This window comes from Ruegeria atlantica (genome assembly GCF_013032005.1).
GTDB classification, from domain to species: Bacteria; Pseudomonadota; Alphaproteobacteria; order Rhodobacterales; family Rhodobacteraceae; genus Ruegeria; species Ruegeria atlantica_A.
On record NZ_WQBE01000009.1, the window covers coordinates 112,695 to 137,520 of the forward strand.

The 24,826-nt window shown below is 52.6% G+C and carries 26 protein-coding genes; 17 read left to right on the plus strand and 9 right to left on the minus strand.

The window, feature by feature from the left end; translation table 11 throughout:
• Position 1: 1 nt before the first annotated feature.
• Genes GOX21_RS16265 through GOX21_RS16275 form a run of 3 tightly spaced genes read left to right on the plus strand, consistent with a single transcriptional unit; the run spans position 2 to position 1,763 of the window.
• The gene (locus GOX21_RS16265) at positions 2–817 is read left to right on the plus strand and encodes a formate/nitrite transporter family protein (protein ID WP_170378536.1); all 816 of its coding nucleotides are present in this window, start codon (positions 2–4) and stop codon (positions 815–817) included.
• Between the two features lie 13 nt (positions 818–830).
• A complete protein-coding gene (locus GOX21_RS16270; protein ID WP_170378538.1) occupies positions 831–1,358 on the plus strand; it encodes a hypothetical protein in 528 nt (175 codons plus the stop codon).
• A gap of 39 nt (positions 1,359–1,397) precedes the next feature.
• The gene (locus tag GOX21_RS16275; RefSeq protein WP_170378540.1) at positions 1,398–1,763 is read left to right on the plus strand and encodes a c-type cytochrome; all 366 of its coding nucleotides are present in this window, start codon (positions 1,398–1,400) and stop codon (positions 1,761–1,763) included.
• An 85-nt stretch (positions 1,764–1,848) separates the two neighbouring features.
• Here GOX21_RS16275 and GOX21_RS16280 read toward each other — a convergent pair whose 3' ends face one another.
• Positions 1,849–2,793: a hydrogen peroxide-inducible genes activator gene (locus GOX21_RS16280; RefSeq protein ID WP_170378542.1), complete on the minus strand. Its 945-nt coding sequence runs from the start codon at positions 2,791–2,793 to the stop codon at positions 1,849–1,851.
• Positions 2,794–2,889: 96 nt separating this feature from the next.
• On the opposite strand from GOX21_RS16280, the gene GOX21_RS16285 reads away from it, so the two are divergent.
• On the plus strand, positions 2,890–4,350 hold the full coding sequence (locus GOX21_RS16285; RefSeq protein ID WP_170378544.1) for a catalase: 1,461 nt from the start codon (positions 2,890–2,892) through the stop codon (positions 4,348–4,350).
• 169 nt (positions 4,351–4,519) lie between these two features.
• Here GOX21_RS16285 and GOX21_RS16290 read toward each other — a convergent pair whose 3' ends face one another.
• Both GOX21_RS16290 and GOX21_RS16295 read right to left on the minus strand, forming a co-directional pair.
• A complete protein-coding gene (locus GOX21_RS16290; protein WP_170378546.1) occupies positions 4,520–5,044 on the minus strand; it encodes a redoxin domain-containing protein in 525 nt (174 codons plus the stop codon).
• Between the two features lie 58 nt (positions 5,045–5,102).
• Positions 5,103–5,852, minus strand: coding sequence for a hypothetical protein (locus GOX21_RS16295; RefSeq protein ID WP_170378548.1), 750 nt, complete (start codon positions 5,850–5,852; stop codon positions 5,103–5,105).
• A gap of 212 nt (positions 5,853–6,064) precedes the next feature.
• Here GOX21_RS16295 and GOX21_RS16300 point away from each other — a divergent pair, with 212 nt between their 5' ends.
• Positions 6,065–6,484 carry a MarR family winged helix-turn-helix transcriptional regulator gene (locus tag GOX21_RS16300; protein ID WP_254428581.1) on the plus strand — a complete coding sequence of 140 codons (420 nt, stop codon included), beginning with the start codon at positions 6,065–6,067 and terminating at the stop codon, positions 6,482–6,484.
• Positions 6,481–7,179, plus strand: coding sequence for an MOSC domain-containing protein (locus GOX21_RS16305; protein ID WP_170378552.1), 699 nt, complete (start codon positions 6,481–6,483; stop codon positions 7,177–7,179). Before GOX21_RS16300 ends, GOX21_RS16305 begins: the two co-directional genes overlap by 4 nt.
• A gap of 463 nt (positions 7,180–7,642) precedes the next feature.
• On the opposite strand, the gene GOX21_RS16310 is transcribed toward GOX21_RS16305, so the two are convergent.
• On the minus strand, positions 7,643–8,644 hold the full coding sequence (locus GOX21_RS16310; protein ID WP_170378554.1) for an AraC family transcriptional regulator: 1,002 nt from the start codon (positions 8,642–8,644) through the stop codon (positions 7,643–7,645).
• 139 nt (positions 8,645–8,783) lie between these two features.
• Here GOX21_RS16310 and GOX21_RS16315 point away from each other — a divergent pair, with 139 nt between their 5' ends.
• From GOX21_RS16315 to GOX21_RS16350, 8 genes are all read left to right on the plus strand, one after another.
• On the plus strand, positions 8,784–10,181 hold the full coding sequence (locus tag GOX21_RS16315) for a metal-dependent hydrolase family protein (RefSeq protein ID WP_170378556.1): 1,398 nt from the start codon (positions 8,784–8,786) through the stop codon (positions 10,179–10,181).
• A gap of 86 nt (positions 10,182–10,267) precedes the next feature.
• Positions 10,268–10,972, plus strand: coding sequence for a DUF3299 domain-containing protein (locus GOX21_RS16320; protein WP_254428577.1), 705 nt, complete (start codon positions 10,268–10,270; stop codon positions 10,970–10,972).
• A complete protein-coding gene (locus GOX21_RS16325) occupies positions 10,969–12,147 on the plus strand; it encodes a carbohydrate porin (RefSeq protein WP_170378561.1) in 1,179 nt (392 codons plus the stop codon). The genes GOX21_RS16320 and GOX21_RS16325 overlap by 4 nt, the downstream gene beginning before the upstream one ends.
• A 48-nt stretch (positions 12,148–12,195) precedes the next feature.
• Positions 12,196–13,437, plus strand: a complete 1,242-nt coding sequence (locus tag GOX21_RS16330; RefSeq protein ID WP_170378563.1) for a membrane dipeptidase — start codon at positions 12,196–12,198, stop codon at positions 13,435–13,437.
• A 160-nt stretch (positions 13,438–13,597) separates the two neighbouring features.
• Positions 13,598–14,041, plus strand: coding sequence for a potassium channel family protein (locus GOX21_RS16335; RefSeq protein ID WP_254428578.1), 444 nt, complete (start codon positions 13,598–13,600; stop codon positions 14,039–14,041).
• 176 nt (positions 14,042–14,217) lie between these two features.
• A complete protein-coding gene (locus GOX21_RS16340) occupies positions 14,218–15,297 on the plus strand; it encodes an AI-2E family transporter (RefSeq protein ID WP_170378571.1) in 1,080 nt (359 codons plus the stop codon).
• Positions 15,294–16,358, plus strand: coding sequence for an HlyD family secretion protein (locus tag GOX21_RS16345; RefSeq protein WP_170362165.1), 1,065 nt, complete (start codon positions 15,294–15,296; stop codon positions 16,356–16,358). Before GOX21_RS16340 ends, GOX21_RS16345 begins: the two co-directional genes overlap by 4 nt.
• Positions 16,348–17,358 (plus strand): DUF2955 domain-containing protein, encoded by a 1,011-nt coding sequence (locus tag GOX21_RS16350; RefSeq protein WP_170378573.1) that lies wholly within the window; start codon positions 16,348–16,350, stop codon positions 17,356–17,358. The genes GOX21_RS16345 and GOX21_RS16350 overlap by 11 nt, the downstream gene beginning before the upstream one ends.
• A gap of 381 nt (positions 17,359–17,739) precedes the next feature.
• Here GOX21_RS16350 and GOX21_RS16355 read toward each other — a convergent pair whose 3' ends face one another.
• Positions 17,740–18,639 (minus strand): LysR family transcriptional regulator, encoded by a 900-nt coding sequence (locus GOX21_RS16355; protein WP_170378575.1) that lies wholly within the window; start codon positions 18,637–18,639, stop codon positions 17,740–17,742.
• Positions 18,640–18,735: 96 nt separating this feature from the next.
• On the opposite strand from GOX21_RS16355, the gene GOX21_RS16360 reads away from it, so the two are divergent.
• Positions 18,736–19,590 (plus strand): MBL fold metallo-hydrolase, encoded by an 855-nt coding sequence (locus GOX21_RS16360; RefSeq protein ID WP_170378577.1) that lies wholly within the window; start codon positions 18,736–18,738, stop codon positions 19,588–19,590.
• 66 nt (positions 19,591–19,656) lie between these two features.
• On the plus strand, positions 19,657–20,118 hold the full coding sequence (locus GOX21_RS16365; RefSeq protein ID WP_170351527.1) for a cupin domain-containing protein: 462 nt from the start codon (positions 19,657–19,659) through the stop codon (positions 20,116–20,118).
• 311 nt (positions 20,119–20,429) lie between these two features.
• Here the strand turns inward: GOX21_RS16365 and cutA are convergent, their stop codons facing one another.
• A complete protein-coding gene (gene cutA, locus GOX21_RS16370) occupies positions 20,430–20,747 on the minus strand; it encodes a divalent-cation tolerance protein CutA (RefSeq protein ID WP_170362160.1) in 318 nt (105 codons plus the stop codon).
• 122 nt (positions 20,748–20,869) lie between these two features.
• On the opposite strand from cutA, the gene GOX21_RS16375 reads away from it, so the two are divergent.
• A complete protein-coding gene (locus tag GOX21_RS16375) occupies positions 20,870–21,289 on the plus strand; it encodes a hypothetical protein (RefSeq protein WP_170378579.1) in 420 nt (139 codons plus the stop codon).
• 170 nt (positions 21,290–21,459) lie between these two features.
• Here GOX21_RS16375 and GOX21_RS16380 read toward each other — a convergent pair whose 3' ends face one another.
• From GOX21_RS16380 to GOX21_RS16390, 3 genes are read right to left on the minus strand one after another with little or no spacing between them, the layout of a single operon-like run.
• Positions 21,460–22,446: a type II secretion system F family protein gene (locus GOX21_RS16380; protein ID WP_170351524.1), complete on the minus strand. Its 987-nt coding sequence runs from the start codon at positions 22,444–22,446 to the stop codon at positions 21,460–21,462.
• A gap of 14 nt (positions 22,447–22,460) precedes the next feature.
• Entirely contained in the window at positions 22,461–23,429 is a 969-nt protein-coding gene (locus tag GOX21_RS16385; RefSeq protein WP_170362157.1) for a type II secretion system F family protein, read from the minus strand.
• Positions 23,426–24,817 carry a CpaF family protein gene (locus GOX21_RS16390; protein ID WP_368040030.1) on the minus strand — a complete coding sequence of 464 codons (1,392 nt, stop codon included), beginning with the start codon at positions 24,815–24,817 and terminating at the stop codon, positions 23,426–23,428. The genes GOX21_RS16385 and GOX21_RS16390 overlap by 4 nt, the downstream gene beginning before the upstream one ends.
• Positions 24,818–24,826 lie beyond the last annotated feature (9 nt).

The following is a 24,826-nucleotide window of genomic DNA, read 5'->3' on the forward strand; positions in this document are numbered from 1 at the left end:
AATGACCTATGCTGACACAGTCATTGGGTTCGCAGAACTGGCGCAAGAGAAAGGCGTCAACCTGCGTGCAGATCCAATTGCCTTTCTGATCCTCGCCTTAAAAGCCGGGGCGTTTGTTGGTGCCGGTATCTTGCTGATCCTTTCTGTTGGGCAGGGCGCGGATCCATCCATCCGTCCCATCGTCATGGGGGCCAGCTTCGGTATCGCCTTGACCCTTGTGGTTTTTGCAGGGGCCGAGCTGTTCACTGGTCACACCATGTACATGACGCACGGATTGCTGGCCAAAAGTATTGCTTGGTGGGATGTGCTGCGCTGCTGGTTGGTCAGTTGGGCAGGAAATCTGATCGGGGCCATATTGCTGGCGTTGCTGTTCGTCGCAGGCGGTGGTGGACTTATCTTAGGGGCAGGCGAAGAGGCTTTTCTTTATAAGGTGGCCATCAAGAAGATGCACGGCACCGAGTTGGAGCTGTTCGCCAAAGCGATCCTGTGCAATTGGCTGGTTTGTCTTGCCTTGTGGTGTTCGGCGCGCGCAAAAGACGACGTTACCAAATGCATCGTCATCTTCTGGTGTCTTTATGCATTTATTGCTGCGGGGTTTGAACACAGCGTTGCGAACATGACCGTGTTTTCACTGGCGCTGATCTCAGATCACCCCGACAGCATCACCCTGGCCGGAGCCGCCCACAATTTGACGTATGTCACCTTGGGCAACGCATTCGCCGGTGCCGGGATCATGGGCTACGGCTACTGGCGAGCGGCTTCTAAACCCACGGTTAGGGGCGCCGCAACACACGCGTCAACCAAACACCCTGTCTAGTGAGGGCGCGATCATGAGCGTGACACAACCTGTCAAAATCTCTGTCTCAAAAAACCGACTGTCCCATGCCGAGCCTCTTTTTGAGGCCGCCCGCATTGCACTGATTGCGACTATCTCTGTTTGGATGGGCGCCGCAGTTAGCGGTAACTTGATAGCGGCTCCGGCCAAGTTCCAAGCCCCGTCATTGACATTGCCGGTCGCCTTGGACGTTGGGCGGATGCAATTCCTGTGGATTGGCGTATTCGAGGCGTTTTGCACGCTACTGATTGCACTTCTTCTTCTGTCGTTCCGGCAGAAACCGTCGTTGTCATTAATTGTCGCGCTCTGCGTGTTCGGATTTCAAAGGCTTTGGCTCCTTCCTTTGCTGAACGCGCGGACGCATTTGATCATCGCGGTTCAACCAGTCGAGGACAGTTCATTGCATCTGCTCTACGTCGCGTCTGAATTTCTGAAGATCGGGTTTCTTTTTTGGGCTGGCATTCGGGAAATGAGAAGCCTGTTCCGAAAAGCAAGACCGACTGCAGTTTCGGTCCAAACCTGAATTCTCAACTATCTGCAATCAAAAGGAAGGGATGATCACATGCGAGGTATTCTTGTGGCTGTAACAATAGCGCTGGCGGGTGCTCAAAGCGTTGCCGCAGAAGGCGACGCGGCGGCAGGCGAAAAAGTTTTCAAAAAATGTGCCGCATGTCATGCAGTTGACGAAGGTAAGAAAAAAGTGGGCCCAACGATGCTTGGTGTTTGGGGCCGAGAAGCTGGCGCTGTTGATGGTTACAAATACTCAACAGCGATGGGGGAAGCCGGATTTATTTGGGATGAAGAACACTTATCCGGGTTCCTAGCGTCTCCCAAAAAGTACCTGCCGGGCACGAAGATGTCCTTTCCCGGAATAAAGAAACCGGAGCAAATCTCGGACCTGCTGGCCTATCTGGAAGCCCTGCAGTGACAGACCAACGGCGTTTCTTTGATGATGACTTGCACGCTTGCCCTCAAAGAAACGCTAAATTGCCTTTTCCGTGGTTGGTCAGGCTCTAAGCTTTTCCGTTCAAATACCGCGCCATTTCCGGGGCAGCCATAAGGGTCTGAATGAAAGTCCCGAAATGTTCAAGCGATCCCGTGCGTGGGTCACTGTCGCGCCATGCCAGCCTGATAGAACGGCCAAACACCCCATCCGCAATGGGATGTGTTGTTGCTAGGCCGCCGAAACGGTCGGGGCCACTCACAGACAATGCCGGAAAAAGCGCGCAACCCTCTCCCAGCGCGACCATTTGCCGGAGCATCTCAAGACTGCTGGCCACTCTTTGTCCTGGTCGGTCAATCCGGTCGCAAAACGCAACGGTCTGATCCCGTAGACAGTGTTCTTGAGAAAGTAGAACGAGCTGTGAGGACAAAACCTTGGACCAACGAACCTTTTCATTGGGTTTGAGATCCAGATCCTTGGGACAGGCAAAAACAAATGGTTCATGAAACAGCTCAAGCGCACTTAGTGCAGGCTGTTTCGGGTTAGTTGCGATCAGCGCAGCGTCCAGCGCCCGGTTGGTGAGCATCTCTTCAAGAACATGCGTGGGTTCTTCGAATAGTGACAGCCTTAACTTGGGATAAGCGGCTTTGAGTGACTTGAGGATGAGCGGCAATAAGTAAGGACCAAGGGTTGGAAGTACACCAAACTTCAAATCACCTTCCAGATTGTCACTCAGGCTCAGCGACAATTCCAACAGCTCACGGGCCTCGGTCAGAAGGATTTCTGCTTTTTGCAGGACTATCCGGCCATTTTGCGTCAAAGAGACACGCCTGCCCTGACGTTCGAAAATCGAAAATCCAATTCGGGCCTCTAGCTTCAATACCTGTTGGCTGATTGCCGGTTGTGAAACCCCACAGATATCAGCTGCTCGGCCAAAATGACCTTCTTCGGCAATGCTTTGAATGTACTCAAGATCTCTGAGTGAAAGACCGGCAACCGAGGTTCTTCTTGCCATGCATCACCTCTGATTATCGATCGGATAATTTATATAAGTTGGAGTATTTTGGCGGTTTTCGGTTTTGTCCTGCCAATACCAACTCAGGAGATTGACATGACCAGCAAACCGAAACTGACCACCGCATTTGGCGCACCAGTGCCCGACAACCAAAACACTCTGACGGCGGGGCCGCGTGGTCCTGCGCTGCTTCAGGATGTCTGGTTTCTCGAGAAGATGGCTCATTTTGATCGCGAAGTGATCCCCGAACGCCGGATGCATGCCAAAGGGTCCGGCGCTTACGGTACGTTCACAGTGACCCACGACATCACACGCTATACACGCGCCAAATTGTTCTCTGATGTTGGCAAGATGACGGATCTCTTCCTGCGCTTTTCGACCGTTGCAGGAGAACGCGGTGCGGCGGACGCGGAACGGGACATTCGCGGCTTTGCAGTCAAGTTTTACACCGAGGAAGGCAACTGGGATCTGGTGGGCAATAACACTCCAGTGTTTTTCCTTCGCGACCCATTGAAGTTTCCCGATCTTAACCACGCGGTCAAACGCGATCCGCGGACCAACATGCGCAGTGCGGATAACAACTGGGACTTCTGGACCAGCCTTCCCGAAGCTTTGCTCCAGGTGACGATTGTTATGTCTGATCGCGGCATTCCCGCAACCTACCGGCACATGCACGGCTTTGGCAGCCACACATTCAGCTTTATCAATTCGGACAGCGAACGGTTCTGGGTCAAATTCTATTTCAAAACCCAGCAGGGGATCAAAAACCTTACCGACGAAGAAGCCGCGCAAATCATCTCTGGTGACCGTGAAAGCCATCAGCGTGATCTTTATGATGCTATCGAAGACGGTGATTTTCCCAAATGGACGCTCTACGTCCAAGTCATGCCAGAGAAGGATGCGGGTACATACCACCTCAACCCATTTGATCTGACCAAGGTTTGGCCGCATGGGGACTATCCGCTGATTGAGGTTGGCGAGCTGGAATTGAACCGCAACCCCGAGAACTACTTTGCCGAAGTGGAACAGGCGGCCTTTGCGCCTTCTACAATTGTACCTGGTATCAGCTTTTCGCCGGACAAAATGCTGCAGGGACGTCTGTTTTCCTATGGCGACACTCAGCGGTATCGGTTGGGTGTCAACCATTCCCAGATCCCGGTGAATGCGCCGCGTTGCCCGTATCATTCCTACCATCGTGATGGAGCGATGAGGATCGACGGCAATGCCGGATCTCGGATTGGCTATGAACCCAATATGCATGCCGAATGGTCGGAGCAACCGGATTTCTCTGAACCACCTTTGTCCATCGAAGGTGCTGCAGATCATTGGAACCACCGCGAGGATGATGACTATTTCTCGCAACCCGGTGATTTGTTCCGCCTGATGACGCCGGAGCAGCAAAAAGTGTTGTTCGCAAACACTGCCCGCGCGATTGGCGCTGCAAGGAAGGAAATTCAGATCCGTCACATATCGAACTGTCTCAAGGCCGATCCTGGTTATGGTGCCGGTGTGGCAAGCGCGCTTGGTTTGAGCATCGAGTGTGTAGACCTGGCATAAAAACAATTGGCAAGTCCCCGATCTGTTGGGACTTGCCTGACGCTGTGGGTTGTTGGGTAGCGAGCACCGTTTGGTGTATTTGGGCTTTTCGTCGCCGTGCAAGACAAAACTACGGTTTGGCGATGGCGCCTGGAAAAAACTATTTCCATATGTGGGCACCTTGGCCCGATCACACATTGCAGCTACCTGGTTTGCATTCGCTTTGATCAACAGTGACGGTGCCGCCTTTTGTCGACACGACCTCCTGTGTCAGAAGACTGCCAATCTCGGACCCCAATTGAAGTTCCGAAACCTGACCAAGGTGATGCGCAACGATCTGCCCCGCCTGATCTAAAAGGACAAGGCTTGGTGTGCCGCGCATGTCAAAGCGAGACATCGTGTTTGGCAACGGTCCTGCGCCCTGTTTGTCCACGCCGACAGGGAACGTGATGCGGTATTCATGCAGGAAAGCTTGCAAAGACACCGGTGTCATAGCGTTGTGATGCTCGAACACGGTGTGCAGGCCAATTACGGCTACCTTCTCTTCAGGAAACGTCCTCTGAATCGACTGCGCCAAGGGAATACCGTGCAGGACACATCCTGGGCATAGCATTTGAAAGGCCTCAATGACGACAACCCGTCCTTTTAGGTTATCTAGGGTTAGGGACGTGTCTGTGTTGAACCATTCCGAGACGTCTAACTCTGGTGCTTGCATTTTCTTTGTCCTCAGCAGTAGGCAGCCGCCGTAGGTTTGGCGGCTGCTCAGTGGAATGTTAGTGAATCTTGCCCGGCAGGCTCAGATCGCCAGATGCGACGTCGAAAACATCTGTGACGCAAAGCAAGGGCGCATGGATATTCGCGTTAACCCTCAAGGCGGATGTAACGCCGTCATAAGCGACACCATCCAGTTCAACGTCGCTGGCGAAGCCTGCGTTCACCGAGATTTCGGGCCCGTCGAACAGCGGTGTAAACCCAGGGCTGTCCAGAAAGATCGGAAACCCAGGCCATGTCGCAGGTAGCTTGGGTGTGGAGCCTTCGGGGATGTCACGTACGGCAAGCGCGTCGGGTCCGCACGCTTCGGTCGGGGTCAACACAACCCAGTGGCTGTGCCATTCGATGCCGTCGTTGGCCGGATCTCCGTCACCGTTCTCGTCAAAAAGCGGTGTGTCATCAAAATCTGGATGACTGGTTGCGGCCATTGCAAGGATGCCTGTGCCGCCTTCGAACCCAACGGCCGAAGGGTCCAAAGACGTAGGCCAGACATATGACCAGACGTCTGAACCACCGACCTCTCCAGTTGCCGCCGGAACCGAGGCACCAGCCGATCCATTCGTGGTCATGTGAAAAGTGACCGTGTTTCCATTGCGGTGCGCGTGCGCGGCCAGAATGTCAAAATCCGCGACTTTACTGGCGTCAGCAGAAGATATGATCGCGCCATCCTGATGAATGGCATGGTTCCCATCAGCAAGAGCTGTGCTGCCGATGAGCAGAGCCAAAGTAGAAGTGAGCGTTGAAAGTTTCATGGGTGCCTCCAATTAAAAGATAGCGAGTCGCTACTATAATGAGAAATACATTGCAACTATAATTTCGAGTCGCTACTAAAAGTGTTATGAACACAGATCATCGCATACGCACACTGATCAACCGTCTGGCCCGAATTGATGCTTCCGAAGGATGGGCGGGAGATTTGAACCCGACTCAGAGGATGGCGCTCGAGTACCTCGCTGAGGCGAACATGTTCTCGCGCTCGCCGTCGCATGTCGCAGAGTACATCGGTACAACCCGTGGAACGATGTCACAGACGCTCAAGGCTTTGGCACGCAAAGGCTATGTAGAAGAGCACCGCAAAGAACACGATCAGCGGTCGATATCCTACGAACTCACAAAAGAAGGGGCCGAGATCGTAGGTCAGCCAAATCCTGTTGCTCAGGCAATTGGAGATATGCCCTTAGAAAACCAAGCCATGCTTGAGCAGGGTCTGATGCAAGGCCTCAGTCTGGCTTTGGCCGTAAATGGAGGCCGATCCTTCGGACAATGCAAATCCTGCGCCCATCATGATGTCACGACGGAAAACGGTTTTTGCAAATTGTTGGGTGTTTCATTGGAGCCCGGCGAAAAAGACAAGATCTGCATTGAGCACGAGGAAGCCAGATGAACCATCCTGAACTGTCGGCAAACATCGACGGCATTTTCCTTGGAGCCATCAGAGATCGCTGGGAAGGCAAACCGTCTTCGGCCATTCAGAAAGATCGGGTGGACGGCCGGCAGGTTGTTACCTCGCTCGGTTTTGCAGGCGATGCGCAGGCGGATTTGACCGTACACGGTGGTAAAGACAAAGCCATCCATCATTATGCACTTGATCACTATTCAGCCTGGCAAGCAGAGGGCCTAATGGCACCCGGCACAATACCAGCGGCGTTTGGTGAGAACATTTCAACAACGGGGCTGACCGAGGAAAACCTCTGCATCGGGGACATCCTGTCACTCGGGACGGCGGTAGTTCAAATTAGCCAAGGGCGGCAGCCGTGCTGGAAACTTGGACTACATACCGGGCGAAAGGAAATGCCGAACCAGTTTCAGAAGACGGGCCGAACCGGATGGTACTATCGTGTACTCGAACCTGGCGAAGTTGGCGCCGGTGATCGGATCACCTTGTCTGAAAGGCCAAATCCCAATTGGTCTGTATTGGCTGTTACACGCGCACGGTTGACTCGTCGCATTCTGCCGGATGATGCCGAGGTTTTGTCTCAGATGGAAGAACTTGCTGAGGGTTGGCGACAAGCCTTTAGTCGAATGGCTGAAGGCAATGCCAAGGAGGATACATCGGCAAGGCTTGGAGGCTCAGGGTAAGACACCCAACGCGCGTTCTGTCGCGACGTAATTTCCTTGATCTTATTAACCTTCTCAATTCCATGACAGTCAAATCCCCGTTTGTCAGTCGCTGGGTGGGGCAGGTAAAAAATGAGACATCAACTCCAGCACCGATGAAATGCCATTAACCGCTTTAAGCCAGAAATGCTTGACGTTTGAGGCAAAATTGAGTGACGTGATTTGAGCATTTCTTGAGGTTTTGACTGTCGATTGAGTCAAATATCACTGACGTTCCACATCTCTTGTTGAACGTCACACGAACCTGACCCAACCGTCACAGTTGGACCAGAAACTAGGTGAACGTTCGACATCAGAAGGCGCCCCCAACATTGGACATCAGTTGAATTTGACCTTTGCGTTATCAACTAACACGCCGCCTCCATTTCATACTCCCGCAGACAGTTTGGTTTGATCTGATTTCCCTTTCGGAACATCAGAGCCGCTACTTTTTCCGGAAAGCAGTCGGTGTCATTCCGGTCTGGCTTCGAAAAAAGCGAGTGAAGTGCGACTTGTCGGAATAACCGAGCATCAAACCAATCTCCGCAATTGTCATCTGGCCTTCTTTGAGGTGCTCCTTGGCGACATCGACACGCAGCCGTTTGACTTCGCGTGGGAGCGTTGTGCCTTGCCGCTGAAGCGCTTTCAAAAACCGTTCCGGCTGTATTCCCAGTAACCCCGCCATCGCCTCCGGCCCCAAATCGGTTTCATCCAGTTTGTCGCGTAATACAGATCGCAAAGCAGCTACCACTGTTACTTCTTCATCTTGTCGATGCGAAGCAACGGGTTTTGCAGAGCCCTCAGAGACATGGTGCAAATACAACCATTCCACAGGAAAACTAATTTGCATTCCGGGATCGGCTCCAAGGCCAACCTCGATCCCCTTGTAGTTGATAGGCAGACCATTGATGTATCGACTTTCCCATCGCACACGGGAAGAATCCCAAGAATCTCCGACGACGGTCTGCAATAGACGTACATAGATTGCGGCACCAAAACCGGTCACCTGAATGGGTGGGACAGTTGATTCCTGTTGCCTATCGATACGATAAGTCGCTTTGTCTGCTTCAATGACAAGGTTGTGCCGCACAGAGTTGGACTCCTGCGGGACAAGCCCAATAAAGCGAGTAAAAAACTCGAACAGCGTTTTTGTAGATTGCAGGGCTTGAGCGAACGGAGGCCACTCTTGCAGGTCAAACGTCTCCCCTACGTTCAGTCCAAGGTATCGATCCCCGGACACGTCTGAGAAGGCATTCACCAAACCGTAGACCAACTCTGAGTGAACGAACACGGATGGGTCAGACAACAGTTCGGCTTTCAAGCCGACCTGATCCAGTGCTGGTTGCGGATTGATCTTACGTTCGGTGAGATATTGCAGGAACGGAGCAGCTAAGGAGAGGCGAATAAAGCCCTCGCTATGCTCTTGTGAGGTGGAGTTGAAAGGCAAGCTCGTCACCCTCGTTTGGATTAGTCTTACAATGTGGCCATTTTTGCAGTCACATTCGAACATCCTAATGCGAAACTGGCAACCGAGGCAAAGGTTTCCGGGTTACAGTTGGCAAAACATGAATATGAAGGGAGTGCTTATGTCCGGTCTACGAATGTCGCTTTGCTCGACGGCAATTGTCGCTGCAGGACTTTGTTTTTCAGCGTCCGCGCAGGCTCAGGATCAAGAAGAACTCCAGACGCTGTTTACTAACGTGCATATCTTCGATGGCGTGAATGAACAGCGTATCGAGAATGCCAGCGTATTGGTCGAGGGCAACCTGATTACGACTGTATCAACTGAAGCGATTGACGCCCCTAATGCTACGGTTATTGACGGAGAAGGGAGGACACTGACCCCCGGCTTTATTGAAAATCATGCACACCTGATGCTGCCCGGACCCACGTTGCCCGCAATGGAAGCCAACAGCACTTGGGAAGACCTCGCGATTCACGGCACTCAAATGGCTGAGATGTACTTAATGCAAGGCTTTACCACTGTAAGAGATGCAGGTGGCGCTAATGGAGGTCTTCGTCGCGCAATCGACAGCGGGACCATTGCCGGGCCGCGTTTCTACCCTGCGGCTGCTTTTCTAAGTACACGTGGTGGCCATGCTGATTTCGCCAATTTTACGGCGCCTGTTGGCCAGTCTTCAAACTTCAGCCGTCTGAATATGGCCCAAGAAGTCGACAGTGTCTCCGAAATGTACAAGTTTGCTCGCAACAACTTCCGGATGGGAGCAACACAACTGAAGTACATGCAATCAGGCGGTGTAGTTTCAGCGTTTGACCCGTGGCAGTTGTTGGCTGGATCGACGGCAGAATTAGAAGCGGCCGTGCAGGTTGCAAACGAATACGAAAGCTACGTCATGGCCCATTCCTACCGCAAGGAAACGATCATGGCGGCACTGAATGCTGGTGTGCGATCAATTGAACACGGGTTCATGTTTGATTGTGAAATATCAGCGCTGATGGAAGAGAAAGGAGCCTACATCACAACCAATCTCACAGCATTTGATCCAAATCTCTTTGATATTCCTGCCATTCGAGATGTCCCAGCCAGCTTACGAAAGGCACAGTCCGCTACGCAGGCTTTTGGCGACTACATAAAAAACATGAATGAGTGCCCAGCCAAAAGAGGGTTTCACACGGATTGCGTAGGTTCTGTAGCGGCCTGCAATATTCAAATTGCGTATGAAAAACATCTCAATAATGAGTTCTTTGGCTCCCACGCTTCATTGGTCGCAATGACGTCCACCGGCGGTGAAATCGCCGCTTTGTCGGGGCCGTTTATGAACCCCTATCCCGAAGGCAAATTGGGTGTGATTGAGGAGGGGGCCTATGCAGACATTCTGCTCATTGACGGCAACCCGCTTGAAGACTTCTCGGTTGTTGGCACGGGTAATCAGTGGTTCGGTGCCGATCCGAGGCCTGAAAGCCCAGATACGATCCGCCTGATCATGAAGGACGGCGTCATCTACAAAAACACACTGGATTGACCTGTCTAAACAGCCGGAGAGTATTTATGCACCATTGGTTTCGCTCCTTAGTATTTGCAGGGTTGGTTTGGTGTGGTCATCCTGTCATGGCGACGCCAGGAACCGCGTTGGACTGGTCTGACTTACCTGACCCGTCCGCGCAGGTCTTTGAAGACCCCTATCGAGATCTCAGCCCCGAACAATTCGACGATGTCCTCTACGTCGTACGACTGCGCGGCAGGCTGCAGCAGGATAGTGGCAGTGAAGAAGAGAGGCAGAAATGGCAAGGGTTTCTGACCGAGACTGAGGATGCCTTGGCGGCTGATGGAATTGATGTCGACTGGCTACTCGATCAGCGAGAGGTTGTAACGGAACGTCGAAGAAAGGCTGGGACGAACGGAAATCTGCAATTCGACGGTCAAATAGTAACACTCGCGGGCTTTGCCATTCCTGCTCCGAATGATCCAGACGGTCGGCCTGTCGCATACTTGGTGCCAGAACGAGGGATGTGCAGTCACATGCCTCCACCTCCGCCCAACCAGATGATCCGTGTGCGGTTGAACGGGGGCTGGGCACCCAGCTATTTTCATGAACCCGTTCGGCTGACAGGCACGCTAACGATCGATCCGTCTGTTCAGAATATGATGGTTGTGGATGGCCAGATGCCCATGAGCGCGACTTTCCAGTTGGAAGCAGAAAGTGTCGAAACTCTGGAAACCAAGGCAGATAGGCTGGAATGGAAGCAGCGTGCCGCTGATCGCATCCGCGCGGCAGGCAATCGCAAGACCGGCGGGGCAAAGGCGTCTGAATGATAAGACTTCTGGTTGCCGCATTGAGCATTGCCTTCGCTGGCACAGCGTCGGCTCAGGGACTATCCGGGCCATCTTCGGTCGAAGCTGATCTAGAGCCCGGAGATGGGCTAACCGACCCACAATATCGTTCCGATTTTCCGCGAAATATCGCACCGGGTTGGTTTCAATGGAAAGACCGATTGGCTGTGGGTGGGTTTCGCTTCAACATTGATTACTTGGCATTGGGCCAATCCACAAATGCTGATCTGGGAACCGGCGAAGCGGCCAGCGGAATTGCGCGTTTCTACGGTAGTTGGCAGGCAACTGAACGCGGCTCTCTGACATTCAAGATCGAAGATCGGCACAGCTACACCGATGTTGCCCCACAGTTTTTGGGGCTGGATGGCGGAGCCCTTTCAATCACGGGAACAGCCTTCAACGATAATGGTCTGCTGCTGACCAATCTGTTCTGGACTCAAAGGGCCGAGAACGGTTCGTGGACGCTGCAAGTTGGCCAGATTGATGTAACGGACTTTGTGGATATCTATGGGTTGGTCAGCCCCTACAGTGGTTTCCAAAACCTGTCTTTCAATACCAATCCGACTATTAACACACCCAATCAAGGCCTTGGCATTGCCGGTGGGGTAAAGCTGAGCGAAAACTTTTACGCTGTTGCCAGCGTCTCAGACGCAAACGCCGACCCGTCTGATCCAAACTTTGATGTGTTTAGCGATGGCAATCTCTTCAAATCACTCGAATTTGGTTACACCTCCGGCTTTGATCGCATCTACTTCGACAACATCCATTTGACCCTCTGGCATGCGGATGCGGCTGACGATGGCAGTCGAGCGGAAGATTACGGCGCTGCGTTCTCTGCCGCATGGTTTGTTGACAATAAGTGGATGCCGTTCTTTCGGGCTGGGGCCTCAAAGGGTACCGCAGCGCTTTATGACCGGTCCGTCTCTGCAGGTCTGGGCTACTATGGTCGCAATACCGATTTGGCCGGGCTGGGCCTGAACTGGGCCGAGGCAAGAGGCATAGACGGTGACCAGTTCACGCTCGAAGCATTCTACCGGTTTTCAATCTCGCCCGGACTGCAGATCACGCCATCGCTGCAGTTCATTTCTGACCCGCTGCTGAACCCCAATCAGGATAGCATTACGCTGTTCGGTCTAAGAACCCGGATCGTTTTCTGAGGGGTTCGAATGCGGCGGTAAAAACAAAGCAGTTAATGAGGTAATGTCATGAAGACCATGTTGGCCGTAAGCGCTATCGCGATCACTCTAGGTTGCGCACTACACGCGAGCGAGGAAAGCAAGACTTGGGGTGCATCAGAAGAGGCGAAGCAATTCGTACAAGACACCATCGTCCTCGGCATGTTGGCCAGCCCCTACGGCACTGGTTGGACCGACTACGATCAGCTTCATACTTACTTCGCGCGCGCTCGGGACAACGGCATTACGGGACACGAGATGACGCTGGCTGCTGCGGATATGTCGTTTGAAACCCTGCTAGAGCAGCACTATCACTTTCGCTCAGCCATGGCGCAGCAACCGGAAAACTACCTGATCGTCAATGAAACCCGAGATATCGAAGCCGCCCATATACAAGGCAAGACGGCCGTCATCTGGAACAGCCAAACCGCCACAATCCTGAACGGCGATCTTAAGAAAATGGCATTGCTAAAGGATATGGGGATCAAAAGTATGATCCTGGCTTACAATGACATTTTCCGAACCGGATCGGGGCAGTTGGCGGCCTATAACGGACGCGACATTGGTCTGACACCTTGGGGGAAGTCGGTCATCGATGAAATGGTGCGGTTCGGTATCTTGCTCGACCTAAGCCACACGGGTTCAAAAACGGCCAACGACGCCATGGACTACATGGATGAAAACTATCCCGGCGTGCCATATGTCTATACGCATTCTGTCCCAGCAGGGCTTTATGCGAACGAACCCAATGCCACGACACGCGGTTGTTATCGGGCCATTCCCGACGACGAGGCGCTGCGTGCGGCCAAATCGGGCGGCTATATTTCTCCGACCTTCACCGAATGGATGATGGACGGTGTTTGGCCTGAGGACATCTCACCCGAGCAAGCTGCTGATATGATCGACTACTATGTCCAACTTGTGGGGGTCGACCATGTTGGGATTGCAACGGACGACATGTTCTCGACTGAACTAGTCGTACAGTTCGCAACTGCAAACGCGAGCATGTACGACGACGGTGGCTACATGATCGATGCGTTCAACAAAGGGGCCACAGGCAACGGTGAACTTGCCAAAATCCTTGCGGCGATTACCGATGACCTTTGGGCGAAGGGTTATTCCAATGAGGACCTTGCGAAGATTTATGGCGGTAACAAGATGCGAGTTTATGCGCAAGTTTGGGAGGGCAAACCACCCGAACTATTCCTGAAAGAGTACCCGGAGCGTCTGCGCCTAAGGCAAGAACTTCGTGATGGCTTCTATTCGCGTTAGAGACGTAAGACCTAGCAGCAAGATACTTGGCGCATAGGCGAACAGCTCGATTGCTAGCTTGCAAAATAGAACCTCCACGGCTGTTCATGCTTCCAAATCACTCGAATGAAGGGATCCGCTTATCTGTACCTGTCGGACCATCGCTCGCAGAGTAGCATCGATGAATCTGGGACTCTGGTTGAATGTTCTTATCGGACAGCTTTCAGTAAATCAGCATTGTTCCTTCCGTAAATCCTCAACTCTGGTACAAATGCAATTATTCGAAGATGAGGGTGCAATGAATTCACTGACCAGAATAACACGAGGAATTGGCGTCGCTTTCAAGGACGGTAGAGTGAAAGGCATTCTTGCCTTCACAGTTGGAATGATTTTATGGGCTTCGGTCTTTTATCACTTTGTCGAAGGTTGGAGTTGGCTCGACTCAATCTACTTTTCTGTCGTGACAATTTCGACCGTGGGGTTTGGTGACTTCTCACCTGAAACCGCGGCAGGGAAGATCTTCACAATGGTATACATCATCGTGGGTCTCGGTGTCTTCGTAACCGCAGCGACGACAGTGGCAGATACAATCTTGTCCCAAGACGACACAAAAGCGGACAAGTAGATTATCCCAATTTGGCCAAATCGAGTTCACGCCCAGGCATTGGTTTGACTGGGCACCTCAAGCCGTAGCCCGGATTCATTCGAGTCTTCAAGCTGATAGATGATCACTAAAATTCAAAAAAATATACATATTATGTTTTTTGAGTGTAACATTCGAAAAACACATGGAGGGATGGAATGGAAAAGACACAGGACGCAAAGATTGTCGATCTGGCAATACGATTGCTCTTTCTCGGACTATTCCTCTACAGCGCCCTAGTCATGGTGGCCCCGCTTGCGAGCGTGGTTATCTGGGCAACGATCCTCTGTGTGGCGCTATACCCGGCATTTGATTGGCTGCAGTCCAAGCTGGGAGGGCGGAAAAAACTTGCCACGACGATCTTGGTTTTGTTGGGCCTTGTTCTGACCCTCGGGCCAGTCGCTACCGCGGTGTCTGGTGCCGCAGAACTTGGGTCTGAGTTCGCGGAACAGGCAGACAAGGGTGAGTTGAAAGTCCCACCGGCGCCTGAGGGTCTCAAGGAATTGCCCTTGGTTGGAGACAAAATTGCCGACGTCTGGGGGATGTTTGAGCGCAATCTTGACGGCGCGCTTGCAAAATACGGCGCGCAAATCCTCGAGATCACCAAATCGCTCTTCGGAAAGGTGCTGGGCATCGGAATCGGCCTGCTTGGCTTAGCTCTGTCCGTGTTGATTATGGGGGCATTGTTCAGCCCCGGGCCAAATTTGGTCCAGGGTCTTCAGCGCTTTGCCAACCGTGTCTTTGCACCGCGCGGTGGTGAATTCGTGACACTCGCGGGCGCAACGATCCGGAACGTTACAAAAGGCGTGATTGGCGTAGCAGCCATTCAGGCGGTTTTCGTTTGGATACTGTTGGCATTGTTTGGGATTTCTTCGGCCGCCACGCTGGCATTTATCTGCCTGATACTCTCGATTATCCAAATCGGGCCCGGATTGGTTCTTATACCGGTTATTATCTATGCATGGAGTTCCATGTCCGGCGGAACAGCTTTGATCTTCACCATATTGGCCGTTCCAGTCATGATAATGGACAGTTTCCTAAGACCCGTGTTCATCTCAAAAGGCCTTGAGACTCCCATGTTGGTCATCCTCATCGGTGTTCTCGGAGGTATGATGGCGTACGGTTTGATCGGCGTCTTTATGGGGCCGGTACTCTTTGCTGTGTTCTATGAGCTGTTCAAGGTTTGGATTGATACTTCGCCCGAAGCCGAGGCCGCTGCAGAAGGTGCCGCGAAATGAGGAAGACGATATGGACAACCCTGGCTGTCATTCTGATTTTTCTTGTCTGGTATTTGGTCGCTGATCGAAAAACGCCATTTACCGGGAACGCCAGAGTAAAAGCTGTGGCCACACAAATCGTGCCTCAGGTGACCGGAACGGTAACGGAAGTTTTGGTGGAAAACGGACAGGTTGTTTCGGCAGGTGATGTTCTGGTTCGAATAGATTCCAGGCCCTACGAAATCGAGCGTTCAAAGGCGGAAGCTGATCTTGAAGCGGCGACCCAAGAGGTAGGCGCGTCTTCGGCAGAGGTAAGTGCAGCACAGGCCAAACTCGCAAGGGCGCAGAGTGATCTGGATACGATGCGCATTCAGACCGAACGTGTGTTTGCGCTCGAAAAGAAAGGGTTGATTGCCGTCTCAAAGGCCGATGATGCACGAGGGCAATTGGCAGAGTCTGAGGCAAACTTTGAGAACGCAAAAGCGGATCTGGAAAAAGCAAAACAAAGGCTTGGTGACGACGGGATTGAAAACCCGAAAATCCAGCGCGCGTTGGCGGCCTTGGCGGATGCAGAACTGAACCTTGAATGGACGGAACTGCGTGCTCCGGCGACAGGTGTCATCACTAATTTGCTGATAGCCCCCGGAACGTATGCGCGATCCGGCCAGGACCTGTTGACGTTTCTTGATGCAACGGACGTCTGGATCGAGGCGTATTTTACCGAGAACAACCTAGGAAGAGCTTCGATAGGGTCTCCGGTTGATGTAGTGTTGGACATGCATCCCGGTAAGATTGTTCCGGGCGTCATCGAGAGCTTTAGCGCGGCCGTTTCCCTAAGTGGCGGTGATGAGCCCGGGCAATTGGCGAGCCCGCCAAGTACCAAAGGTTTTTTGCGGGAGCCTGAAAGGTTCCCAGTCAGGATCGTTTTGCCGGGCTATGAAGCCGGAAGCACCGAAGATGATCTTCGCTTTCAGCTGAACGGACAGGCCGATGTGATTATGTACCTAAGCGACAACTCGTTACTGAACTTCGTAGGCCGCACCTACATCCGCTTGGTCTCAATTCTGTCTTATGCGTACTGAGGACCAACGCTCTGTCGCCCGGCTTGCGGTTGGTGTTACCGGCGTCTTTTCCTTGGGCTTATTTCTTGGCTGGCCACTCGCCGTCGTTGGGGCGGTGTTCACCGCACTGTTTTTGCAGGCGCCCGCTGCATTGCCTCTGGCAGCATTTGCTAAGCTGTTTGTCTTTTCGATTGGATTGATGTTCATTTCATTCTTGGTGTCGTCAATCTTCTCACCATATCCTCTTGTTTTTCTCATTCTGGTGGCCATAGGAATAATCCTGTCTTTCATGTGGTCGGTTTCCGGAGCCGGAGTTTTACCGGGCGTCATTGCCCTGATGGGTGCACTGATGATCCCGAACTTGGTTTTGCAATCACAGGATCTGGCTTTGGTGCTCGTGTATTGGATACCGTTGAACCTGCTGTTTGCGGGCTTTGTATCGACGCTGATGTTCGTGTTGATACCCGCTGAACCTCAAACGCCCGCTCAAAAGAAGGCCGCATCGTCGCCGAACTTCGACCCACATCGCCGAATCGTCAGGATGTCGCTTGTAACAGTGCCGTTTGCCTTGGCGTTTTTTGTTTCCGGCGCATCTGCACTACTGGTTCTGTTTTTTGTCGCCCTGCTGAGCCAGCAGCTTGCGGCAATGCCCGCTGCAGGCAAAACAGTTGCAAAAGCTATGCTGACGGCAAACCTTCTTGGGGCGGCAGTATCCATCATATGCTACGAAATAAACGTAATAGCTCCGGTTATTATAACCCCCATTCTGCTGTGTTTCTTCTTTTGCCTAACACTCGGAGCACTTGGAAAGTCAAAAGTACCGCTCGCCGCCGCCGCCGGTTCCGCTATTACAACAGCTCTGATTGTATATGGCGGTTCGGTTGCACCGTTTTCAGACGAGGCTGACGTCAAGAGCATCACTCGCGTATTGCAAGTTGCCAGCGCCGCTTTTTTTGTAATCATCGCATATGTCGTGGTTGATGAATTCTGGCCGGAAAAAGAGCGCCGGGCAATTCAATGAGGTTAGCTGCGATGAGGCTTGGAACCGAAACCAGCAGAGATCCTCCAGCTGTATGCGCGCCGCACAAAACCACAATGACCGCCTTGGGCTCGAAACAGACGTTCTCCGCGCGCAGAATCAATGACTGCTATCCGGCGATTTAGTAATGGTTCGTTTGATCCGCAGGGGAGCTGACCACTAAACCAGAGATCGCTTCACATAACACCCCTTCGGCGACGTTCATGGTTCGTTACGGCACTACAAATCATCCAGTGGCTGTGAAAGCCTGCCGTTCGAGCCCCTGTCGCCGATGACCGCAACACGGGACGGAGCCGCCGTTCCTTGCAAACATCTCAAGTTCGGCCTTGTGCAATTGAAGTCAGCACGGGGGCACCTTTTCGGTCAGGCCAGATGTTGTTTGATCTGTTGTCGAAGGTGGTTCAGAAATAGACTAACTCGACGAGGTTGGAAGGCTTTTTCGGAGTAGACTGCAAACACCCCAACATCCGGGAACTGCCCTGTTAAATTGATTGACTCAAGTCGGTCCGCTTCCACCAAATCTGTCGCCATGATTTCGGGAAGCAATCCGATCCCCAACCCACGCACCAGTGCTTCGCGATAAGTATTGGTTTGGTTCATGACAAGTTTCCAGGGCAGGCGCAGCTTTTGCATCCCTTTATTTGTCACGAGCGGCCAACTGTCACCGAACCGTGAAGCACCAAAGACGAGGCAGTAATGTTGGTCTAGATCGGCAACCGTTGTGGGTGTTCCATATGCGCGTAGATAAGAGGGGGACGCGAACAAACCGAGGGATGTCTGAGCCAGCTTGCTAACGATCAGACTGCTATCGTCCAGCTTGATCGCTAACCGAATGGCCAAATCCACCCTGGAGCTGATGAAGTCAGTCTGCTCATTTTCAAACACCAGATCAAACAACACCTCGGGATGAAGCGTCTGAAAGCTCTGCACCGCATCCAGCAAAAGTGGCGTACCGATCCCTTCCGGAGCAGCTACGCGAATTACTCCAGATAACAGCCCCCCTTCTCGTGCAACCACGTCCTGCTCAAGTGCATCCACTTGTTCCAGGGTGGCCTTGCACCCGTGATAGTAGCGAGTTCCGGCTTCGGTCACTTCCATCGAACGAGTTGTGCGGCTGATGAGGCGCAGATCAAGCATCGCTTCCAGATCGGCCACATGTCGCCCAATAATGGCCGGACTAACATTCAAATCTTCCGCGGCTGCGGCAAAGCTTCCCAGCTCGACCACGCGAGCAAACACGGTCATTTTCTTCAGCTTGTCCATTCAATACTTTTTGTATCTTTTAAATTGTCAATGACATCAATTATCTCATGTTAGGTCAAGAGTATGTTGTTTCCAACGCAAAAGGAGACACATGCCATGAAGCGCATTCTGACGGTCATCGCCGCCGCTACCACCTTTACAAGCGCGGCCATTGCAGCAGGTGATGAAACAACACCGGCCATGACCAAGCTGAAGGACGGCGTCTATCAGTTCTACATGGCGCATTATTCCAGCCTGGTGGTGATCACGGATGAAGGCGTTCTGGTTGTAGACCCCAATCACGAATTCCGGTCCGAGGCGATGCGCGCTGAAATTGCCAAGCTGACCGATCAACCCGTGGTCAAGGTTGTTTACTCGCACGATCACTTTGACCATTCGCGGGGCGGCCAGATTTTCAAGGACGAAGGTGCGGAGTTCATCGCCCATGAAGGGTGCGTTGAGTTGATGAGTCGCGATCTGGAAAACCGGGTGGTGCTGCCTGACGTGACCTATGCAGATGAGCATCGCATCGACCTGGGCGATAAGATCATCGACTTAAAGTACTTCGGGTCCAGCGACGGCCAGTGCCAGAGCGTGATCCACATGCCCGACGACAAGGTTTTAATGGGCGTGGATTGGCATCTTCCGCGTTTTCTGGTCTCGAACGCCCGTTTGAACACGCATGATTATGTGGGCGCTCTGAACACCCTGCGCCGTGTCAGCGCAGAGCTTGACTACGATACCGTGGTTTCAGGCCACCTGGAGCATTCGTCGCCTGAGCTTCTCGCTGAAGAATTGGCCTTTGTCGAAGCCCTGTACGTTGCCGTTTGGGAGGGTCTACAAAACGGCAAATCGGTCGACGAACTTAAGGATACGGTCAAACTGCCTGGTTTCGAAGATTGGCTGTTCTACAAGGAAAACTTTCCAGCCCATGTTGAACGGATGGCTTACGCCATTTGGCACGGCCACTGAACCTCTGACTGGGTTGCGGGGCAGCCCGGTCGTTCCCCACAAATGAAATCAGAATTGGACCTCAACATGTCTAAGAAAACAGAAGCGACCGCTAAAAAGACCGTTGTCAGCGGTTGGCATGAAGGCCGCAAATATTTCATGGCGGATCAGGAGTACACCTCGGTTGTCGCAGGCAAAGACGATACGCAATCCGAGTATGTCTTTGGCTCAGGTGAAATAGCACCGGGCGGGTTCATTCCTGATCATTATCACAAATGGGAAGACCAGACCTTCCACATCCTTGAGGGCGACCTGGAAGTTAAAATCGGCGATGAAGTTTTTAAGGCCGGGCCTGGGGCCAGCATCCAATGCCCACGCGGCGTGTCCCACTACATGAAGAACGTCGGTGATACGACCGCCAAGATGATCAGCTACATCTTCCCCGGTGATTGGGCTGAGGAGTTTATGGCCGAAACCTCGCGCCAGAACGAGATCGGCGAAATAGATTTCGCCTTGATCGAAGAGCGCTTTGGCGTCGTCTACATCTGAACCGAAAGGAAAAACGCAATGAGACTCTTAACGCTTCTTGCCACGTTCCTCGCTTTGACCAATCTGAGTGCGGCTTTCGCTGCGGGCCCTCAAGTGACCACAAAACAACTGGCGGACAACGTCTCCCTACTGCTTAACCTACTAGCACTGAAGGTCTGGTATGTATGGGTTCGCGACTTGCTGAGCGAACAAGTAACCGAATCACGATCAACGCCCGGTCAGGGCTCATCTGCTTGTCCGAACTCGCCGCAGAGAAAGTCGTTAGTGAGCCCAAAGATACAGCGGCTATAGGCCGTTAGTTTGAGCTTTGGTTAGATCTCGCGCGTGCTTTCAATCATCCACTCAAGATATTCACCGTTGGCTTGGTCAACATTAATCGACAGAATACTGGGCGTCTCATAAGGGTGCATCCTGCGGATCGCTTCAACGACTGCGCCAAAAAGTTCCTTTCGGGTCTTCAGCAGAAGTGGGACCTCCCGTGCGGTTACGATTTTTCCCTTCCAGAGATATTTACTGCTAGTCGCAGTGTAGCGGTTCGATGAGGAAACCAAACGCTCTTCAAGAAGCTTGTCCGCGATCTGGTCAGCGACTTTCTCGGATGGGCAGTTGACCCAAATTTTGACTATCATCTGCAATCTCACAAACGCCAAACCTAAGTTCTTAGTCTAACATGGGACCATTTCGACGCCATTGTTACTCCTACAACGTATCACCGCCATCTGCGTACCACTCAGAGAATGACCGGTTTCCTTTGGCACGCGTTGTCACCGATTGGGCGGCAGGTCGATTGACCGGCGTGTCGCGTGATCCAGAAGTCGAAGGTTTGGCTGGTTTTCTGATCGATCAAGCTGAAGGCTTAGAAAGACAGGAGCGTGCATTTTCTGGCGACCTGCCGCTCTTGGATGCGGCTGCACGCTTGAAAATAAATGTGATATCGATCCGGCGGTTGCGGAATGGCGGCTTTCTAAATCAGGTCACGGTGCGAAACCCGGACACGCAGCACTACCGTTGCTATATAGCTGCCCAAAGCCTGCAAGCGTTTGTGGCTCGTTATGTAACACTGGGTCAAATGGCAGAGCAGTTTGAATTTGCCGCGATTCATCTGGCTCGGGCGAGGGACCGAAGAAAAATCGAGACGATCCCCTGTGAGGCTGGGTTCGTTCGCGCTTAGTGGACGCCGCCTGGAGTACGACCGATACCTGGTGCTTTACTCCAGCAAAATGCAGCGTTAGCAAGGTATTAGGATTAGAATATGGCTAAAAGCAGATAACTAAAGCGTGTCATCCATTGCAGCTCAAAGAAGATTCTTTGTTCCTTCAATTCTCAGACAACACCCAACCATCACCCAAACATATTGATCCATCGGATCACCATCGGCGACAGGCAGATCAGCAGTAGAACGGGCATCATGCACATGGCCATTACGGCTGACATTTGAACTGGTAGCCGGTTGGCCTTTTCCTGAGCGCGCAGTTCGCGATCGATACGCATATCAGTGGCAAATCTGCGCAGTGAAGCTGAAATGCTGGTGCCGTATTGATTGGATTGAAGGAAGGCGTTCGCGAAAGAGCTGACCTCGTCAATGCCGACGCGTTCGGCCATGTCCATAAAGGCGGCCTGACGCTCTTTGCCAGCTTGCAGTTCCAGTTGGAGTATCGTGAACTCTTGCGAAATCTCCGGTGCCGCATGCGCCATCTCATTCGCCACTCGCACCATTGCGGCGTCAAATCCGAGCCCGGCCTCAATCGCCACCTGTAACAGGTCCAGCGCATTTGGAAGGCTGTGTTCGATGGCCTGGCGGCGCTTTCTTATACGGTGCCGCAGCCAGAGTGCTGGACCGTAGAAACCTGTTACCATCAAAGCGGTGACAATCTGTAATGCGTTCACCCAGGTGATGCTTTGCAATAGGCCAGCAATCCCAAGCTGAACTTGAGTTTCAAGCGGCAACGACAAAGCCACTACGAAAACGGCTGGAAGCACAAAACCCATCACCAAACGGAACAGATAAAATGATCGGACGGCATGTTTGCGCTGAATACCAGCCTGCTTAAGCATTCTGCCAATTCGGGAACGTTCGCGTTTCGACGAAGGCACAAATGCCTTAAGCAGTCCGTGCGGGTCGCTGTCATCCCCCTGTATGAGGTCAAAATCTGTTCCGTGCCCCCGAGAAATTGATCCGACCCGCATCCGGCGCGCGGCCGTGTCATCGGTTGCGGTCATGCCAGAGATTCCGAGGATTACAAAGAAAACACTTACGGCAATCCCACCTAGCACAAGATACTGAAGGGGAAGGTCTTGGCCGTTTAGAACATTTTGAATAAATTCCATTTTTTCGCTCCCATTCAGAATTTGAATTTGACGAGCCGCTTCAGGATAAGTCCTTGGGCAATCGTCAGGCCGACTATCGCACTCGCAAAATATGGGAACAGCGGATCGTTTCGAACATCGCCGTAGAACGAAGGTGTGGACATCTCGATTGAGAAGTAGATGAACACTGGCAGGACCGTGAGAATTAGGCTGCTAAGACGCCCTTCGGCAGAGATGGCCTTGATCTTTTTTTGCATGGTTTGCCGGTCACGGATGACCTGGGATAGAATGCTTAGGACACGGGCAAGGTTGCCGCCGGTGCCGTGCTGAATACCGATGCTGACGGCAAGATAGTTCGCATCCTCTGTTCCGACACGTTTTGCAAAATCCTGAAACGCCGTTGCAACGTCGTCGCCATAGTTAATCTGGTCCTGAATTATGCCAAACTCACTACCTATCGGGTCCGGAAGATCTGTCGCCACGTTCCCGACAGTTACAGCCACGGGGTGCCCGACTTTCAGGCCACGGGCCATAAGGTCCAATGCATCCGGTAACTGTTTCGTCAGTTTTTTGGCCCGGGTATCCTTCATGGCGATCAGTGCCAGCAGCGGCAGAACGCCAGCCAGAAGGACGCTCAGAGCTGCGGCAATTTCCGGGGCAAGGAATCGGGATATTGCGACGAAGGCCGCCATGGCCAGACAGGTGGCTGCAAGGACCACCCAGATCGGGCTGATCGTCAGCCCGGCCTGGACAAGCAGACGACGAAAACGGGCGATCAAACTGGGCTTTTCGCCAGGAGCCGTCATCGCAGGGTCACGTAGCAATTGCAGAACCTGATCGGTTGAGGCGCCCCCCTGGATCAGCTTCATGCGCCGATTTCTGGCCTCGCTGAGAGATTCCTTGCGCAGGAAAAGCTGCTGTAATCCTTCGTAAGCAAGAAGAATTCCAAGGAAAATCGAAATGTAGAACAGAATGTTCAGGGTGTTCGGTTGCAGGTCAATCATGACGACATAGCCCCACGAATAAACATGTTGGTGTCTACGTCGATCCCTGCGGCAACCAACTGATCGAAGCATTTTGGACGAATGCCGGTAGGCAAGAACTCTCCCAGTACCTGTCCGTCCTCCGACTTGCCGCGACGTTTGAAAACAAAGATATCCTGCATCGTGATCGTGTCATCTTCCATGCCGGTAATCTCGGAAATGCTGACGACTCTGCGGGTGCCGTCGCTAAGGCGGCTGAGTTGGAGTACGATCTGAATGGCCGAAGCTATCTGCGACCGGATGGTTCTGATCGGCAAGTCAGCGCCAAGCATTGTCACCATCTGCTCGACCCGGCTTAGTGAATCACGCGCCGAGTTTGCGTGAACGGTGGTCATAGACCCGTCATGGCCCGTATTCATGGCTTGAAGCATGTCAAAACATTCTGATCCACGAACTTCTCCAACGATGATGCGGTCAGGCCGCATCCTCAGGGCATTGCGAACCAGATCACGTTGGGTGATTACACCTTGCCCTTCAGCATTTGGAGGGCGGGTTTCAAGACGTACAACATGGCTTTGCTGAAGCTGAAGTTCGGCAGCGTCTTCGATGGTAACGATACGCTGTTTGCCATCGATAAACGACGACACAGCGTTCAGCATGGTTGTTTTACCCGTGCCGGTGCCGCCTGAGATGAGGATATTCAACCTTGCTTCGACAAGTGCCTCAAGGAGTTTGGCTGCCTGATCATTCATGCTGTTCTGATCAACAAGCTTTTTTATTGTCAAAGGGTTGCGGGAGAACTTGCGAATTGACAAAGCTGGTCCATCGACGGAACACGGCCGAATAATTGCGTTAACGCGGCTGCCGTCTTCCAAACGCGCATCAACCCAGGGCTGAGACTCATCGATACGCCGACCAACTTTGCTGACGATCTTGTCGATAATCCGTAGCAAGTGACGTTCATCGCGGAAGCGAACAGTAGAAAGCTCCAGAAGACCAAAGCGTTCGACGTACACCTGATCAAAAGAGTTTACGAGAATATCGTTGATAGTCGGGTCTTCCAGCAACGGTTCCAATGGCCCCAGGCCCATGACTTCGTGGATAAGCTCATCAACCAGCGCAGTGAAAGCCTCAGACCGCATGTGCAGGTTTTCAGCCTCGATCAGGCCGGTTACCAAAGATGCGATCTGGCGTTTCAATTCCGATCGTTCAACCTTGTCGATGACCGAAAGATTGAGCCGGTCCAGAAGCTCACCATGCAAGCGGCTTTTGAGTTCCAGATGCGCCTGCAGGTCGACGTCCACTGTGTCAGGAGTCGCCTTGGATTTGGTGGGCATGTCAATGGGGCGATCCAGTGTCAGCACATTCGACTTGGAAGCAACCTTGCGTGATCTAAATTCGTTGAACACGTTGATCTC